Below are 15357 nucleotides of genomic sequence, written 5' to 3'. Positions count from 1 at the left end.
CCGGCCGGCGGCGGGCGGGCGGCGGTTCAGGCGACGGAGCTGCGCGGGATGTCTCCGCCCGCGTTCCGGCCGTCGGCGACCAGCCGCGCGGCCGCCGCCAGCCGGGCCGCCGCCTCGGCGGCCACGGGGCCGGAGACCGTGAACGGCAGCCGCACATAGCCCTCGAACGCGCCGTCCACCCCGAAGCGCGGCCCGGAGGGGACGCGCACCCCCAGCCGCTCGCCGGCCTCGGCGATCCGCGAACCGGACAGGTCGCCGGTGCGCGCCCACAGCGTGAGGCCGCCGCGCGGGACGGTGAACCCCCAGTCCGGGAGGTGCTCGCGCAGGGCCTCGGTGAGAGCGGCGCGGTTCTCCCGGGCCCGCTCGCGGTGGACCGCCATGGCCCGGTCCCAGCCACTGCCCCAGCCGCTGTCCCCGTCTTCCCGCCCATCGCCCGGTGCCCCGCCCTGCCCGCCGCTCTCCGTCAGCAGCCGGGCGACGGCGAGCTGCTCCAGCACGGGGCTGCCCAGGTCCGCGTAGACACGGGCCGCGACCAGGCTGCGGATGGTCTCGGGCGCGGCCCGGATCCAGCCGATGCGCAGCCCGGCCCAGATGGCCTTGCTGGCCGAGCCGACCGTGACGACGGTGGAGCCTCCCGCGTCGAACGCCGCGACCGGGCGGGGCATCGGCTCGCCGGGCGGGGCGTCGAGGTCGAGACCGGCCATGGTCTCGTCCGCCACCAGCACGGTGCCCGCGGCCCGGGCGGCGGCCACCAGCTCCCGGCGCTGCTCCTCCCCGGCCAGCGCGCCGGTGGGGTTGTGGAAGTCGGCGATGACGTACGCCATCCGCGGCGCGGCGTCCCGCAGCACCCTGCGCCAGGCGGGCAGGTCCCAGCCTGTGAGTCCCTCGCCCATCGCGACGGGCACCAGCCGGGCGCCCGCCTCGCTCAGTAGGCGCAGCACGTTGGCGTACGAGGGGTGCTCGACGGCGACGCGCTCGCCGCGCGGCGCGAACAGCGCGCGGATGGCGACCACCGCGCCCATGGCGCCGGTGGTGATCATGATCTGCTCGGGCATCGTCGGGACGCCGCGGGCGGTGTAGCGGTCGGCCAGTGCCTGGCGCAGCACCGGCAGTCCCGCCGGGTAGTCGCCGTGGGTGTGGGCGTAGGGCGGCAGATCGGCCAGGGCCCCCTGGAAGGCACGGGTGAGCCAGGGCTCGGGGGCGGGAAGGGCGGCGCAGCCCAGGTCGATCATGGTCCCGGCGGCATCGGGGGGCAGGGGCGCCAGTCCGCCGGACGGCAGGGGGTTGCCGGCGGGCAGGGCCGTCCAGCTCCCCGCGCCGCGGCGCGAGGCCAGGAACCCGTCGCCGCGCAGCGCCTCGTACGCGGCGGCCACGGTGGTGCGGCTGACGGACAGGGCCGCGGCCAGCTCCCGCTCGGCGGGCAGCCGGGCGGCGACGGGGACGCGGCCCTCCAGCACGAGCAGGCGCACTCCGTCGGCGAGGGCCCGGTAGGCGGGCGTCCGCCGCGTTCCGCCCGCCTCGGCGCGGTGGGAGGACAGGAGGCGGGCGAGTTGGGACGCTCCGACCGCCGAGGTCCACTGAACCATCGGTTGAGTCCACCTTCTCCAGATTGGCCATGTGCGGGATCCGCCTACAGGCCACAGAGTGTCACGCATCAGTCCAACGCGCCAGAAAGGACGGACTCTTGTCCGGTTCCAGAGGACTCACAGGATCCGGGGACTCCGGCGGCTCGGCCGCACGCCCCGACCGTCTCGCCCGCCGTCTCGTACGGCTCTACGCCGGCCTGGTGCTCTACGGGGCCAGCCTGGCGCTGATGGTCCGCGCCGATCTCGGCCTCGGCCCGTGGGACGTCTTCCACCAGGGCGTCTCCGGACACACCGGGCTGACCATCGGCACCGTGGTGATCATCACCGGCGCGGCCGTGCTGCTGCTGTGGATACCGCTGCGGGAGCGGCCCGGCCTGGGCACCGTCTCCAACGTGATCGTGGTGGGGCTGGCCATGGACGCCACCCTGGCCCTCATGCCGGAGCCGGCCGTGCTCGCGGTACGGGCGCCGCTGCTGGTGGGCGCGGTGGTGCTGAACGGGGTGGCGACCGGCCTGTACATCACGGCGCGCTTCGGGCCGGGCCCGCGCGACGGCCTGATGACCGGCCTGCACCGGGTCACCGGACGCTCGGTGCGCCTGGTGCGGACGGGCATCGAGGTGGCCGCCCTGGCCACCGGCTTCCTGCTGGGCGGCACCGTGGGCGCGGGCACGGTGCTCTACGCCCTGGCGATCGGGCCGCTCTCCCAGTTCTTCCTGAGGATCTTCGGCACGCCCGCCGGCGGGACGGACGACGGACAAGGCGGTTCGGGAGACGATCCGGCGGACCGCCCGCGGGGGCGCCGGCGGCGTCGCGCCATACTGCGTCCATGACGGCACCGGCCCTCCGCGCACCGCGCCCCGACCATCCCTTCTTCGACCACCCCGCTCCCCTGGCCTTCGCCCACCGGGGCGGCGCCGCGCCGGGAGCGGAGAACACCCACGGCGCCTTCGCGCGGGCGGTGGAGCTGGGCTACCGCTATCTGGAGACCGACGTGCACGCCACGGCGGACGGGAAGCTGGTCGCCTTCCACGACGCCACGCTGGACCGGGTCACCGACGGCAGCGGGGCGATCGCCTCCCTGCCATGGGCACAGGTGCGGCGGGTCCGGGTGGGCGGCGGTGAGCCGGTGCCGCTCTTCGCCGACCTGCTGCGCGCCTTCCCCCGCGCCCGCTGGAACATCGACGTCAAGGCGGACGCCGCGCTCGCCCCGCTGCTGGAGATCCTGGACCGCGCCGACGCCTGGGGCCGAGTGTGCCTGGGGGCCTTCGACGAGTCCCGGGTGACCCGGGCCCGGCGCCTGGCGGGCCCGCGGCTGGCCACCTCGCTGGGCACGCGCGGCGTCCTGGGCCTGCGGCTGCGCTCGTACCGCCTGCCGGGCGCGGTCGGCCGCGGCGCGCTGTGCGCGCAGGTCCCGGTGCGGCACGGCGGGATACCGGTGGCGGACCGGGCGTTCGTCCGCCACGCCCACCGCAGGGGCCTCCAGGTGCACGTGTGGACGGTCAACGATCCGGAGCGGATGAGGGCGCTGCTGGATCTGGGCGTGGATGGCATCATGACCGATCACATCGAGACACTGCGCACGGTGCTGGCCGAGCGGGGGGCCTGGATCTGACGTCCGGCGGCCGGACGGCCGGAGCCGCCGGGCGGCGAGGGCCGCTCCCCCGCCCGCGTCCCGTGTCTGCGCACGGGACGAACGAGGGGGCGCGGGTGGGCACCGAGACCGTGGCGGGGGCCGGGGCCGCCGAGCGGCGCCGCGAGCAGCGCGGCTGGTACTTCTACGACTGGGCGGTCTCCGTCTTCTCCACCAGTGTGCTCACCGTCTTCCTCGGCCCCTATCTGACCTCGGTCGCCGAGGCCGCGGCGGACGGCGCCGGCTACGTCCACCCCCTGGGCATCCCGGTCCGTGCCGGCTCGTACTTCGCCTACACCGTCTCCGTCTCGGTGCTGCTGTCGGTGCTGGTGATGCCGCTGGCCGGGGCGATCGCCGACCGGTCGGGCCGCAAGAAGCCGATCATGGGCGTGTTCGCCTACCTGGGGGCGGCGGCCACCACGGGGATGTTCTTCCTGGAGGGCGACCGCTATCTGCTGGGCGGGGCGCTGCTGGTGGTGGCGAACGTCTCCTACGCCACGGCCGTGGTGGTCTACAACTCCTTCCTGCCCCAGATCGCCACCCCCGGGGAGCGGGACGCGGTCTCCTCGCGCGGCTGGGCCTTCGGCTACGCCTCCGGCTCCCTGGTGCTGGTGGCCAACCTGGCGCTGTTCCTCGGGCACGAGTCGCTGGGCGTGGACGAGGGCACCGCGGTGCGGATCTGCCTGGCCTCGGCGGGCCTGTGGTGGGCGGTCTTCGCGATCATCCCGCTGCGGCGGCTGCGCGAGCGGCCCTCCGCTCACGCCCCCGCCGGTTCGGCCGGCCCGGCCGGTTCCGCCACCGGGGGGATGTCCCTGCGGGGCGGCTGGCGGCAGCTCGCCGGGACGCTGCGCGATCTGCGCCGCTATCCGCTCACCCTGATGTTCCTGCTGGCCTACCTGCTCTACAACGACGGCGTGCAGACGGTGATCACCCAGGCCTCGGTCTTCGGCGCCGGGGAGCTGGGGATGGACCAGACCACCCTCATCGGCGCGATCCTGCTGGTGCAGGTCCTGGCCGTGGTGGGGGCGCTGCTGCTGGGACGGCTGGCGGTGCGCTACGGCGCCAAGCGCACGATCCTGGGCTCACTGGTGGCCTGGACGGCGACGGTGGGCGCCGGATACGTGCTGCCCGCGGGCGAGCCGGTGTGGTTCTTCGTGCTGGCCGCGGCGATCGGGATGGTGCTGGGCGGCACCCAGGCGCTGTCGCGGTCGCTGTACGCGCAGCTGGTGCCGCCGGGCAAGGAGGCGGAGTACTTCTCGCTGTACGAGGTCAGCGATCGCGGCACGAGCTGGCTGGGGCCGCTGGTGTTCGGGCTCACCTACCAGCTCACCGGCAGCTACCGGGACGCGATCATCTCATTGGTGATCTTCTTCGTTCTGGGTTTCGTCCTGCTGTTGCGGGTACCGGTCAGACGAGCGGTGGCGGCGGTGGGTGCCGCTGCGCCGGATCGGATTTAGGCCATCGGCCGAAGGGCGGGTAGTGTACGCCTGCAACTCGTCGGATGGACCGTTACCGCACGCCAAAGATAGGCGAACGTTACGTTACGTTCCTTGTGGGATGTGACAAAGCGGGCGGCTGCGGGTACCGCATATCCGACGAGGCAGCGGCACGACGGGCGACGCATGTCCCAGATCGGGAATCTTCACCGCCGACCGGACGTTGACCGGATGACGACGACAGCGACACCTGTCCTGTGGGCGACAAGCCCGGGAGGCACGATTCATGAGTGAGCGAGCTCTGCGCGGCACGCGACTCGTGGTGACCAGCTACGAGACCGACCGCGGTATCGACCTGGCGCCACGCCAGGCCGTGGAGTACGCATGTCAGAACGGTCATCGGTTCGAGATGCCGTTCTCGGTTGAGGCCGAGATTCCGCCGGAGTGGGAGTGCAAGGTATGCGGCGCCCAGGCGCTCCTGGTCAACGGCGAGGGCCCCGAGGAGAAGAAGGGCAAGCCCGCGCGTACGCACTGGGACATGCTCATGGAGCGGCGCACCCGTGAGGAGCTGGAGGAGGTGCTGGCCGAGAGGCTGGCGGTCCTGCGCTCCGGGACCATGAACATCGCCGTGCACCCGCGGGACAGCAAGCGCAAGTCCGCCTGACGGCGGCACGCGGCACCGCGCCGCACCGCGGGAGCACATGGGTGAGGGCCCGGCCACCGTCCGGTGGCCGGGCCCTCACCCATGTGTGCGGCCGGGCGGGGGACGGCTAGCGCGCCTCCCCGTCCTCCCCGCCGCGGGCGTCGCGCTCGTCGTCGCGCACGACCTCTCCCTGCACCACCTTGCCGTCGGGCCGGTGGATGCGGAACTGCTCCTCCGCCGTGCGCGCCTGCCGCAGGGAGTCCTCCAGGGATCCGGGGGCGAAGCCGGTGCGGCGGCCGAGCCGGCGCTCCACTCCGCGGCGCAGCAGCGCGGCCGTCGGCGGGAAGACGCACAGCAGCCCGGCCGCGTCCGAGATCAGGCCCGGCAGCATCAGCAGCAGGCCGCCGAGCATGGCCTGCCCGTGCCCGCCCCGGTCGGCCTGCGGCCCGGAGCGCGGCTCGGCGCCGGGCTGGAGGCTCTCGACGGTCTCGACCAGACCGCGCCAGGCACGGCGTCCCGCGCGCTTGACGATCGCGGCGCCCAGTACCGCCCCCGCGACCAGGACGATCAGGACGACCAGTCCGTTCGTGGCGTCCGCCAGCAGGGTCAGCAGCCAGATCTCCAGGACCACGAAGGCGGCCAGCCCCAGGGGGACGAAGCTGCGCCGGGAGCGGCGCCGGGGCCCGGTGCCGGGAGATCCCGGGCCCTGCGGTCCGGGACGGGAGTGCCGCGGAGGTGGCTCGTACGGGTACGGTGCGCCGGTCGTCATGTCATCCAGTGTGCCTGCGGCCGAGCGCCTGGTTCACACGGGACCGCACACCCCAGGCGGTGACCCGCCACAGGGCCTCGGCGACGATGTCGCGGTTCATCTTGCTGTCGCCGCGTTCGCGCTCGACGAAGGTGATGGGCACCTCGACCACCTGGTACCCGGCCTGCACGGCGCGGTGGGCGAGGTCCACCTGGAAGCAGTACCCCTGGGACGCCACGTCGTCCATGCCCAGCCCCAGCAGGGTCTCCTTGCGGAACGCCCGGTAGCCGCCGGTGACGTCCCGCAGGGGCACGCCCAGCAGCAGCCGGGAGTAGGTGCTGCCGCCGCGCGAGAGGAACCTGCGGTGGCCCGGCCAGTTGACCACCCGCCCGCCCGGCACCCAGCGCGAGCCCAGCACCAGGTCGGCGCCCTTGAGCGCGGTCAGCAGCCTGGGCAGTTCCTCGGGCTGGTGGGAGCCGTCCGCGTCCATCTCGACCAGGACGTCGTAGCCGTTGTCGATGCCCCAGCGGAAGCCCGCCAGATAGGCGGCGCCCAGCCCCTCCTTGCCCTCCCGGTGGAGGACCTCGACCTGCTCGTCCTCGGCCGCCATCTCGTCGGCGACCTTCCCCGTGCCGTCGGGGCTGTTGTCGTCCGCGACCAGGACGTGGGCCTCGGGGACGGCGGCGCGCACTCTGGTGACGATCGGCCGGATGTTGTCGACCTCGTTGTAGGTCGGGATGATCACGAGGATCCTGCCGAGCGGATCCTTCCGGCGCTGCCCCGCCTCGTTCACTGCTGCCGCCTCTTCTCGTCCGTCCCGTTCACCCCGTGTGCCCGCCCCCGTCGGCCGGTCGCGAAGGCCGCGGCGCAGGACAGGACGCCCACCATAGCGAGCACCCACTCCGGTACGGGGCCGATCCGGTCGGCCAGGGTGGTCTCGTCGCGCAGCGGGAGGTCGGCGGTGACCACGTCCTGCGTGAACTCCTCCGTGCGCTGCCCGATCGTGCCGTCGGGGGCGACGATCGCGCTGATGCCGCTGGTCGCGGCGGTGACCACGGCCCGTCCGTGCTCGACGGCCCGCAGTCGGGACATGACCAGCTGCTGCTCGGGCTGGCCGGTGTTGCCGTAGGTGGCGTTGTTGGTCTGGATCACCAGGGCGCGGGCGCCGTCGTTGACGGTGTCGCGCACGATCTCGTCGTAGGCGACCTCGAAACAGATGACGTCGCCGAGCCGGGCGGGGCCGACGTCCATCACCCCGGTGCTCTGGCCGGGCCAGAAGTCGCGCGGGACGCGCTGGAGGCGGGTGATGACCTTGCTGAGCTGGTCGCGGTAGGGGACGTACTCGCCGAAGGGCACCGGGTGCTGCTTGGTGTACGAGGCTCCGGGGCCCGCCTCGGGGTCCCAGACGATGCCCTGGTTCTCGACGTAGCCCTCGCGCTCGGGGTGGTCGACGAGGGCGCCGACCAGGACGGGGACGCCCACGGCCTTCGCCGCCCGGTCGATGGCGTCGTACGCCTGCGGGTACCGGTGCGGGTCCAGGTCGGAGGCGTTCTCCGGCCAGATCACCAGGTCCGGCCGCTCCTCCCGGCCCGCCTCCACGTCCTCGGCCAGCTTCAGGGTGGCCTCGACGTGGTTGTTCAGGATCATCATCGGGCGGCCGAGGAAGTCCATGCCGGGCTGCTGGACGTTGCCCTGGACGACGGCGATGCGGACGGTGTCGGCCGCCGCGGTGCGGACCGGCACGGCCTGGCCGGCGGCGGTCACGGCCGCGGCCAGGGCGACCGCCCCGGCGGCGGCGAGGGCCGGGCGCGCCGTACGGGCGCCGGCCCCGTCCTCCTCGGCCGTCCCGGCCGCTCCGCGCCGCCGGCCGGCGGCGGCCGCGCCGGCCGAGACGGCCGCCGCGGCGAGCAGGGTGCCGGTCAGCGCGACGGCGAAGGTCACCAGCGGGGCGCCGCCCAGGGCGGCCGGCGGCAGGAACGGCGAGTCGGTGACGGCGAAGGCCAGCCGCCCCCAGGGGAAGCCGCCGAAGGGGATCCGGTCGCGCGCCCACTCCTCGGCGACCCACAGGCAGGCTCCCCACAGCGGCCACAGCGGCAGCCGTGAGGTCGCGGCCAGCCCGGCGCCCATCGGGACGAAGAACAGCGACTCGACCAGGGACAGGCCGAACACCGCGTCCCAGCCGATCACATGGAGCCACTTGAGCAGTACGAGGAAGAACGGCAGCCCCATGGCCAGACCGAGCCAGGCCCCCTGACCGGCGGTACGCCCCCGGGTGAGGAGGGCGAGGACGGCGACCGCGGCGACCGACAGCGGCCACAGGCCGTACGGGGGGAAGGCGGCGGCCAGAGCGACACCGCTCACCGCAGCCGCCGCCGTGCGCCACGCCTCGCGGCGTGCCGACCTGGCCAGGCGGACGGGGAAACGGGGCGCCGGACGGGCCCCGGCTTCGCCGGCGGCCGGGGCAGGAGCTTCCCCGGCGGCGCGGGCCGGGACGCCGGACGGGGCGGGCGTACGGCGGTGCTGCGGCTCGTCCGGACGGTCGGCGGCCGCGCCGCCGGTCTCGGCTTCGGCGGTGGTCTCGGGGCCCGATGGCACGGTCGCGGCCTTTCTCGCAGGTCGAGCAGGTCGTACGGTGATGAGCCCGACCGTACAACGCCAGGCGGCCCCCACGGGGGCGGGGTGGGGATGTGAAGGCTCCGTACCGGGGCGGGGCGGGCGGCCCCGCGCGGCCGGCGAACGGGGCGAACGGAGCGGGCGGGGCGGAGGGGACGCGCGAAGCGGAAGGGACGTACGGGGCAGGGGCGTCCTCGGGATCGGGGCCCGGCGCCCTTCGGGCCGACCTGGGACCCGCTGGCTGCGGATCGGCCGAAAGTCGTTGTCTACTGAGCCTCCGGGCCCCACCCGGGTCGCACCGCCGACCAGCCGGGATCACTCCGTCTCCGTGCCGCGGACGCTGGATCTGGCTCCCGGCCGTACGCCGGCGCGACGCACCGCCCATGACCCAGCTCGCTCGACGACTGTGCGCGGAGGATCCCCGGTCGGACGTCCTGTGGTGGACCCGGCAGAACCTACCCGCCGACCGCCACAGCCTGTCAACACCCCCACGACCTGCGGCGTTTCCTCAAAGCAGCAGGTCAGTGCCGAGAGGGCCACCGCGGGAGGGCGGACCTGGAGGGACATCGTTCGGCGGTATGGCCCCGCCTTCCATCACCCGTTCGGGTGTTCGTAGATCGTTTGCCCCCCGACCACCGTCCGCAGGCAGACGGGCAGCGGGCGCCCCGGGCCGAGGTCGGGCAGACCCGGGGTGCCCGAGCGCGGGTCGGTGGACCAGGCGGCGATACGGCCGTCGGGCACCTGCACCACCAGGTCGCCGGTGCGCCACAGGGCGTAGTCGGCCGGGGCTCCGGGGACGAGGACGCCGGCGTCGTCACGGCCGACCGCCCGCCAGCCGCCGCGGGTGTGGGCGGTGAAGGCGGCGCGGACGGAGATCCGGTGCTCGGGGGTGCGGTGGAAGGCGGCGGCGCGCAGGGTGCCCCAGGGGTCGAGCGGGGTGACGGGGCTGTCGGAGCCGAGCGCCAGGGGCACACCGGCCCGCAGCAGGGCGGCGTACGGGTTGAGGGTGCGGGCGCGTTCGCGGCCCAGGCGCCGGGCGTACATGCCCCCCTCGCCGCCCCAGGCGGCGTCGAAGGCAGGCTGAACGGAGGCGGTCAGGGCCAGCTCGGCGAAGGCCGCGACGGTGGCCCCGGTCAGCATCTCGGCGTGCTCGACACGGTGCCGGGCGGCCCGCACCCGCTCCAGGCCGACCCGCTCGGCGGCAGCGCGTACGCCCTCGGTGACGGCGGTGAGGGCGGCGTCGCCGATGGCGTGGAAACCGGCCTGGATCCCGGCCTCGGTGCAGGCGGCGACGTGGGCGGCGACGGCCTCGGCGTCCAGGTGGCCGGTGCCGCGGTGGCCGGCGTCGGCGTAGGGCTCGTGCAGATGGGCGGTGTGGGAGCCCAGGGAACCGTCGGCGAAGAGGTCGCCCGCGGCACCGAGGGCGCCGAGCTCCCGAACCCGCCGCGCGCCCTCGGGGGAGGTGATGTGCTCGGCCCAGTAGCCGAAGACGCGGGGTCCGGGCTCGGCGGCGGCCAGCTCCAGCAGGCCGGTGAGGTCGTCCTCGCTCGAGATCTCCGGTCCCGCGCACTCGTGGAGGGTGCCGATGCCGCGGGAGGCCGCGTGGCGCAGGGCGGCGCGCTGGGCCTCGGTGCGCTGGGCGGGGGTGATGGAGGCGTGGGCGACGGCGCGCACCGCATGGTGGGCGTCGCCGGTCAGGGCGGCGTCGGGGGCGTAGCCGGGCAGTTCCGTGACGCCGGGGTCGCCGGGGACGAGGTCGAGCAGCGCGGTGGTGACCAGGGCCGAGTGGACGTCGACGCGGGTGAGGTAGAGCGGCCGGTGGTCCGCGGCCTCGTCGAGCTCGGCGCGGGAGGGAAGCCGCTGTCCGGGCCAGGCGGCCGCGTCCCAGCCGTGGCCGAGCAGGATCCGGTCGCCGGGACGGGCCCGGGCGTACTCCCGTACGCGGTCCAGGACCTCGGCCGGGGAGCGGGTGCCGGACAGGTCGAGGCCGGTGAGCGCCAGACCGGTCGCGGTGGCGTGGACGTGGGAGTCGGTGAAGGCCGGGGTGACGAGCGCGCCGTCGAGGTGGACCACCTCGTCGACGCCGTCGGCGAAGGAGTCCGCGGCCCCTTCCGAACCGACCCAGGCGATGCCGCCACCGTCGACGACCATGGCGGTGGCGAAGGGGTCGGCGGGGCTGTGGACCTCGCCTCCGCGCAGGAGGACGGTGCGGGGGCGGCCGGGGCGGTCGGGCCGGTCGAGAGGGGCCGTGCTGTCGCTCATGGCTGCCAGTCTCCCCCTCCCCCGCCGCTCCCGGCCGCCGGGGTCGCCCGTACGCGGCACGGGACCCTCACACGCGGGGCGGCCGGGCCTCGTAGGGGGTGGACAGCACGACGGTGGTGCGGGTGGAGACCCCGGCCAGGGAGCGGATGCGCGCCAGCAGGTGCTCCAGTTCGACGGGGGCGGCGACCCGGACCTTGAGGATGTAGTTCTCGTCGCCCGCGACGCTGTGGCACGCCTCGATCTCGGGCACCTCGGCGAGCCGGTCGGCGATGTCGTCCGGGGCGCTGGGATCGAACGGTTTGACCGAGATGAAGGCGGTCATGGGCAGCCCGACGGCCTCGGGGTCGACGATGGCCGCGTAGCCGCGGATGACACCGCGCTGCTCCAGCCTGCGGACGCGCTGATGCACCGCCGAGGTCGACAGGCCGGTGGCCCTGCCCAGGTCGGTGTAGCTCATCCGCCCGTCCCTGACGAGCAATTCCACGATGCGACGATCCAGCTCCTCCACGACAGGCAACCTACTGCGCCGGGCGCACCACGGCACACCGTTCGGCCTGTCGGCGACCCCGGGGCGCGGACATGTGACGAACGCCACACTCGCGCTCCCGTGTCCGGGAGGGCGCGGAGATTACGGATGGGCAACGGAGGGAAATGCTTGCTGTGGCCGGGACACCCTCGATCGGACACCCGGCAGCCCGTCCAAGGGGGATTGCATGCGCAAGGTGAAGTCGCTCCACACCGGTCACCCGGACGCCGAGGCCCACGAGGAGAGAGCCGAGGCCGACGAGACCTATGAGACCTACGAGATCTTCCGGGTGGTCTGCCCGGACTGCGCGCAGCCGATAGCGCTGCTGGCGGACGAGGAGACGCTCCCCGAGCACGCCCTGTGCCCGACCCCGTGGAATCCGTTCGGCCTGACGGTGTGCCAGGGATCGGGGCGTCCGGTGGAGGACGCCGGGCCCGAGGGCCCGGAGCACGAGACCCGGGAGCAGGACGCCGCGACGCTGCTGACGCTGCCCGAGGGGCTGCACTGGCGGATGCAGCCCTTCTCCCACGTCGGCGGCCCGGGTACGCACCCGATGCGCGTTCCGCACGGGCGTCACCCGCGCCACTGACGGCCCGCGCCGCCCCGGCCCGGAAGCACCGCACGTCCCGACACCGCCGGGACACCGCCGGGCACGGACGCGCCGGCGGTCCGGCCGGCGGCCCGCGCCCGGGGCCCGTCCGGCGGCGCGGACCGCCGTCGCGCTCAGCGGCTCTCGGGACCGGTCAGGTGGCGGGCGATGACCACCCGCTGGATCTGGTTGGTGCCCTCGACGATCTGCAGCACCTTGGCCTCCCGCATCAGGCGCTCGGCCGGGTAGTCGCGGGTGTAGCCGTAGCCGCCCAGGAGCTGGACGGCGTCGGTGGTGACCTTCATGGCCGTGTCCGTGCAGAACAGCTTGGCCATCGCCGCCTGCCGGGCGAAGGGCTCCCCGGCGTCGCGCAGACGGGCGGCGGCCAGGTACAGGGCGCGTCCGGCCTCGATCTGGGTGGCCATGTCGGCCAGCATGAACCGCACGCCCTGGAAGTCGGAGACGGGGCGGCCGAACTGCTCGCGCCCGGCGGTGTGGGCCAGTGCCTCGTCGAGGGCGGCCTGGGCGACCCCGATCGCGCAGGCGGCGATGCCGAGCCGGCCGGAGTTGAGGGCGTCCAGGGCGATGGCGAAGCCCTGCCCCTCCTCGCCGATCCGGCGGCTGTCGGGGACGCGGACCCCGTCGAAGTGGACCTGGGCCGTGGGCGACCCGCCCATCCCCATCTTGCGCTCGGGGGCGGCGGCGCTGAGTCCTTCGGCGTCGCCGGGGACGAGGAAGGCGGTGATGCCGCGCGGTCCCTCCTTCCCGGTGCGGGCCATGACGGTGTAGAAGTCGGCGATGCCGCCGTGGGTGATCCACGCCTTGGTGCCGTCGAGCACCCAGTCGTCGCCGTCACGGACGGCACGGGTGCGCATCGCGGCGGCGTCGGAGCCGGAGGAGGGCTCGGACAGGCAGTACGCGCCCAGCAGTCCGCCGGCGAACATCCCCGGAAGGTGTTCGGCGCACTGCTCCTTGGAGCCGTAGTGGGCGAGCGCGTGGCAGGCGAGGGTGTGGACGCTGACGCCCAGGCCCACGGTGAGCCGGGCCGCGGCCAGCTCCTCCAGGATCTGCAGGTACACCTCGTAGGGCTGCTCGCCGCCGCCGAACTCCTCGCCGTAGGGCAGTGAGAGCAGGCCGGACTCCGACAGCAGGGTGAAGGTCTCGCGGGGGAAGCGGCCGCTCTCCTCCTCCTCGGCCGCGACCGGACGGATCTCGCGCTGGGCGAGTTCACGCACCAGGGTGAGGAGGTCACGGGCCTCCTCGGTGGGCATCCGGCGTTCCACCGGCTGGGGGCCGTACTCGGTCATCGCGGCGCTCTCCTCCCTGTCGGGGGCTGCGGCGGCGGGCGCTCGGGGTGGGGCGCCGCCACCGGTGAGTGGTGATACCGGCCGATGTCGCCCCTCGGGTCGCGAGAGCGGCTGACCAGCGGCTGTGGCGATTGGAGTATGCCCGATCGGCGGCCCTGCGTCACCGCGGGGCGAGGATCGCTGCGGAGATCGCGGCGGAGGTCACCGCCGGTTGTCGGTCCCCGCTGCCACACTCCACCGTATGCGGGACGGCCAGGGCCCCGGGCGAGGGGACGGACGGAAACGGGAGGGCGCGGTGCGCTGGGCGGTGGCGGTGACCGCCGAGGGCACGGCCCTGCTGTGCCCGCTGGACGGGCGGGGGCGCGCGGCGGGTCCGGTTGCGGCCGAGCCGGACGTGGCGCGGGCCGTGGCGGAGCGCACCGCCTCCGGCTCGGTCACCCGGTGGGTGTGGCGGTCGACGGCGCAGGTGTACCCGCGGCTGCTGGAGGCCGGGGTGCGGGTGGAGCGGTGCCATGACACGGAGGCGTGCGAGGCGCTGCTGCTGGGCCGCGAGGGCCGGTGGGGCGAGCCGCGTTCGCTGTCGGCGGCCTGGGCGCGGCTGCGCCGGGCGCCGGTGCCGGAGGATCCGCCGCTGCGCGCGGCCGACCGGCAGCCCTCGCTGTTCGCGCCGGGCCCGGTGCCGCTGCCGCCGGGCACGGACCCGCTCGAGGCCCTGCTGGAGGTGTACGCCGGCCAGTTGCGGAGGGTGGAGGCGGCCGGGCACCCGGAGCGGATGCGGCTGCTGCTGGCGGCGGAGTCGGCGGGGACGCTGGTGGCGGCGGAGATGAACCGGGCGGGGGTGCCCTGGCGGGCGGACGTCCACCGGGAGCTGCTGCGGGAACTGCTGGGTGAGAGCTATCCGGGCGGCGAGCCCACCCGGCTGGCCCAGCTGGCCGAGGAGGTCTCGCGCGCCTTCGGGCCGGGGGCGCGGGTGCGGCCGGATCTGCCGGCGGACGTGGTCAGGGCGTTCGCGCGGGACGGGATCCGGCTGTCCTCGACGCGGGCGTGGGAGCTGCGGAAGATCGACCACCCGGCCGTCGCCCCGCTGCTGCGCCACAAGACGCTGTACCGGCTGCACACCGCGCACGGCCGGTCCTGGCTGCGCACCTGGGTGCGCGACGGCCGCTTCCGCCCCGAGTACGTGCCCGGCGGCTCGGTCACGGGCCGCTGGACGAGCAACGGCGGGGGCGCGCTGCAGATCCCCAAGGTGGTGCGGCGCGCGGTGGTGGCCGACGAGGGGTGGCGGCTGGTGGTCGCCGACGCCGACCAGATGGAGCCCAGGGTGCTGGCCGCCGTCTCCCGCGACCGGGGTCTGATGGAGGTGGCCGGAAGCGGCCGGGACATGTACTCGGTGCTGTCGGACCGGGCGTTCGGCGGTGACCGGGACCGGGCCAAGCTGGCGCTGCTGGGCGCGGTGTACGGGCAGACGTCGGGGGACGGCCTGCGGCACCTGGCGGACCTGCGGCGCCGCTACCCGGCGGCGGTGGCGTACGTGGACGAGGCGGCACGCGCCGGCGAGGAGGGCCGGCTGGTGCGCACCTGGCTGGGGCGCACCTGCCCGCCCGCGGCCGCCCGGGAGGAGGATTTCGGGGACGGCGGGGCCGGTCCGCCCGAGACGGACGCGCAGGGCCCGTCCGGTGGCGGCGCGGCCCGGGCCCGCGGCCGGTTCACCCGCAATTTCGTGGTGCAGGGCAGCGGGGCCGACTGGATGCTGCTGGTGCTGGCCTCCCTGCGGCAGTCACTGGCCGGGACGCGCGCCGAGCTGGTGTTCTTCCAGCACGACGAGGTGATCGTGCACTGCCCGGCGCAGGAGGCGGAGGCGGTGGTGGAGGCCGTCCGCGCGGCGGGCGAGCGGGCCGGGCGCGCGGCCTTCGGCGAGACCCCGGTGCGCTTCCCGTTCACCACGGCCGTGGTGGAGTGCTACGCGGACGCCAAGTGAGCGGGGGCTCGGGGGATCACAGTGGTGTACCCGGGTACA

General features: G+C 75.0%; 13 protein-coding genes. 6 read left to right on the top strand and 7 right to left on the bottom strand.

Going from position 1 to position 15357, the window contains the following annotated elements; genetic code table 11:
• Window positions 1–26 precede the first annotated feature (26 nt).
• A complete protein-coding gene (locus tag BM237_RS10805) occupies window positions 27–1586 on the bottom strand; it encodes an aminotransferase-like domain-containing protein (RefSeq protein WP_093849354.1) in 1560 nt (519 codons plus the stop codon).
• Window positions 1587–1684: 98 nt separating this feature from the next.
• Here BM237_RS10805 and yczE point away from each other — a divergent pair, with 98 nt between their 5' ends.
• The 4 genes from yczE to BM237_RS10785 all read left to right on the top strand — a co-directional run bounded on the left by yczE (window position 1685) and on the right by BM237_RS10785 (window position 5316).
• Window positions 1685–2416, top strand: a complete 732-nt coding sequence (gene yczE / locus BM237_RS10800; RefSeq protein ID WP_245793541.1) for a membrane protein YczE — start codon at window positions 1685–1687, stop codon at window positions 2414–2416.
• Window positions 2413–3198, top strand: a complete 786-nt coding sequence (locus tag BM237_RS10795; RefSeq protein ID WP_093849353.1) for a glycerophosphodiester phosphodiesterase family protein — start codon at window positions 2413–2415, stop codon at window positions 3196–3198. Before yczE ends, BM237_RS10795 begins: the two co-directional genes overlap by 4 nt.
• Window positions 3199–3293: 95 nt before the next feature.
• Entirely contained in the window at window positions 3294–4673 is a 1380-nt protein-coding gene (locus tag BM237_RS10790; RefSeq protein WP_093849352.1) for an MFS transporter, read from the top strand.
• Window positions 4674–4938: 265 nt separating this feature from the next.
• Window positions 4939–5316 (top strand): RNA polymerase-binding protein RbpA, encoded by a 378-nt coding sequence (locus BM237_RS10785; protein WP_093656502.1) that lies wholly within the window; start codon window positions 4939–4941, stop codon window positions 5314–5316.
• A gap of 106 nt (window positions 5317–5422) precedes the next feature.
• Here the strand turns inward: BM237_RS10785 and fxsA are convergent, their stop codons facing one another.
• The 5 genes from fxsA to BM237_RS10760 form a co-directional block, all read right to left on the bottom strand.
• Window positions 5423–6064, bottom strand: coding sequence for an FxsA family membrane protein (gene fxsA, locus BM237_RS10780; RefSeq protein WP_093849351.1), 642 nt, complete (start codon window positions 6062–6064; stop codon window positions 5423–5425).
• Window position 6065: 1 nt separating this feature from the next.
• Window positions 6066–6836, bottom strand: coding sequence for a polyprenol monophosphomannose synthase (locus tag BM237_RS10775; protein WP_093849350.1), 771 nt, complete (start codon window positions 6834–6836; stop codon window positions 6066–6068).
• Window positions 6833–8638: an apolipoprotein N-acyltransferase gene (lnt, locus tag BM237_RS10770; protein ID WP_093849349.1), complete on the bottom strand. Its 1806-nt coding sequence runs from the start codon at window positions 8636–8638 to the stop codon at window positions 6833–6835. Before lnt ends, BM237_RS10775 begins: the two co-directional genes overlap by 4 nt.
• A gap of 612 nt (window positions 8639–9250) precedes the next feature.
• Window positions 9251–10918, bottom strand: coding sequence for an amidohydrolase (locus tag BM237_RS10765; protein WP_093849348.1), 1668 nt, complete (start codon window positions 10916–10918; stop codon window positions 9251–9253).
• A 67-nt stretch (window positions 10919–10985) separates the two neighbouring features.
• Window positions 10986–11426 (bottom strand): Lrp/AsnC family transcriptional regulator, encoded by a 441-nt coding sequence (locus tag BM237_RS10760; protein ID WP_194074729.1) that lies wholly within the window; start codon window positions 11424–11426, stop codon window positions 10986–10988.
• Window positions 11427–11631: 205 nt separating this feature from the next.
• On the opposite strand from BM237_RS10760, the gene BM237_RS10755 reads away from it, so the two are divergent.
• On the top strand, window positions 11632–12033 hold the full coding sequence (locus BM237_RS10755; RefSeq protein WP_093849347.1) for a hypothetical protein: 402 nt from the start codon (window positions 11632–11634) through the stop codon (window positions 12031–12033).
• Between the two features lie 134 nt (window positions 12034–12167).
• Here the strand turns inward: BM237_RS10755 and BM237_RS10750 are convergent, their stop codons facing one another.
• A complete protein-coding gene (locus BM237_RS10750) occupies window positions 12168–13340 on the bottom strand; it encodes an acyl-CoA dehydrogenase family protein (protein WP_093849346.1) in 1173 nt (390 codons plus the stop codon).
• Between the two features lie 241 nt (window positions 13341–13581).
• Between BM237_RS10750 and BM237_RS10745 the strand changes: the two genes are divergently transcribed.
• Window positions 13582–15318: a bifunctional 3'-5' exonuclease/DNA polymerase gene (locus BM237_RS10745; RefSeq protein ID WP_093849345.1), complete on the top strand. Its 1737-nt coding sequence runs from the start codon at window positions 13582–13584 to the stop codon at window positions 15316–15318.
• Window positions 15319–15357 lie beyond the last annotated feature (39 nt).

The sequence above is a fragment of the Streptomyces mangrovi genome (genome assembly GCF_900114215.1).
In the GTDB taxonomy this organism is placed as follows: domain Bacteria; phylum Actinomycetota; class Actinomycetes; order Streptomycetales; family Streptomycetaceae; genus Streptomyces; species Streptomyces barkulensis.
The sequence above is the reverse complement of the archived record's forward strand: the minus strand, read 5'-3'. Positions and strand labels throughout refer to the sequence as shown.

Bases quoted from the DNA above. Each gene is read 5' to 3' on its own strand.
- BM237_RS10755 (WP_093849347.1), top strand. From the start codon at position 11,632: ATGCGCAAGGTGAAGTCGCTCCACACCGGTCACCCGGACGCCGAGGCC.
- fxsA (WP_093849351.1), bottom strand. From the start codon at position 6,064: ATGACGACCGGCGCACCGTACCCGTACGAGCCACCTCCGCGGCACTCC.
- BM237_RS10805 (WP_093849354.1), bottom strand. From the start codon at position 1,586: ATGGTTCAGTGGACCTCGGCGGTCGGAGCGTCCCAACTCGCCCGCCTC.
- BM237_RS10765 (WP_093849348.1), bottom strand. From the start codon at position 10,918: ATGAGCGACAGCACGGCCCCTCTCGACCGGCCCGACCGCCCCGGCCGC.
- BM237_RS10745 (WP_093849345.1), top strand. From the start codon at position 13,582: ATGCGGGACGGCCAGGGCCCCGGGCGAGGGGACGGACGGAAACGGGAG.
- BM237_RS10785 (WP_093656502.1), top strand. From the start codon at position 4,939: ATGAGTGAGCGAGCTCTGCGCGGCACGCGACTCGTGGTGACCAGCTAC.
- BM237_RS10795 (WP_093849353.1), top strand. From the start codon at position 2,413: ATGACGGCACCGGCCCTCCGCGCACCGCGCCCCGACCATCCCTTCTTC.
- BM237_RS10750 (WP_093849346.1), bottom strand. From the start codon at position 13,340: ATGACCGAGTACGGCCCCCAGCCGGTGGAACGCCGGATGCCCACCGAG.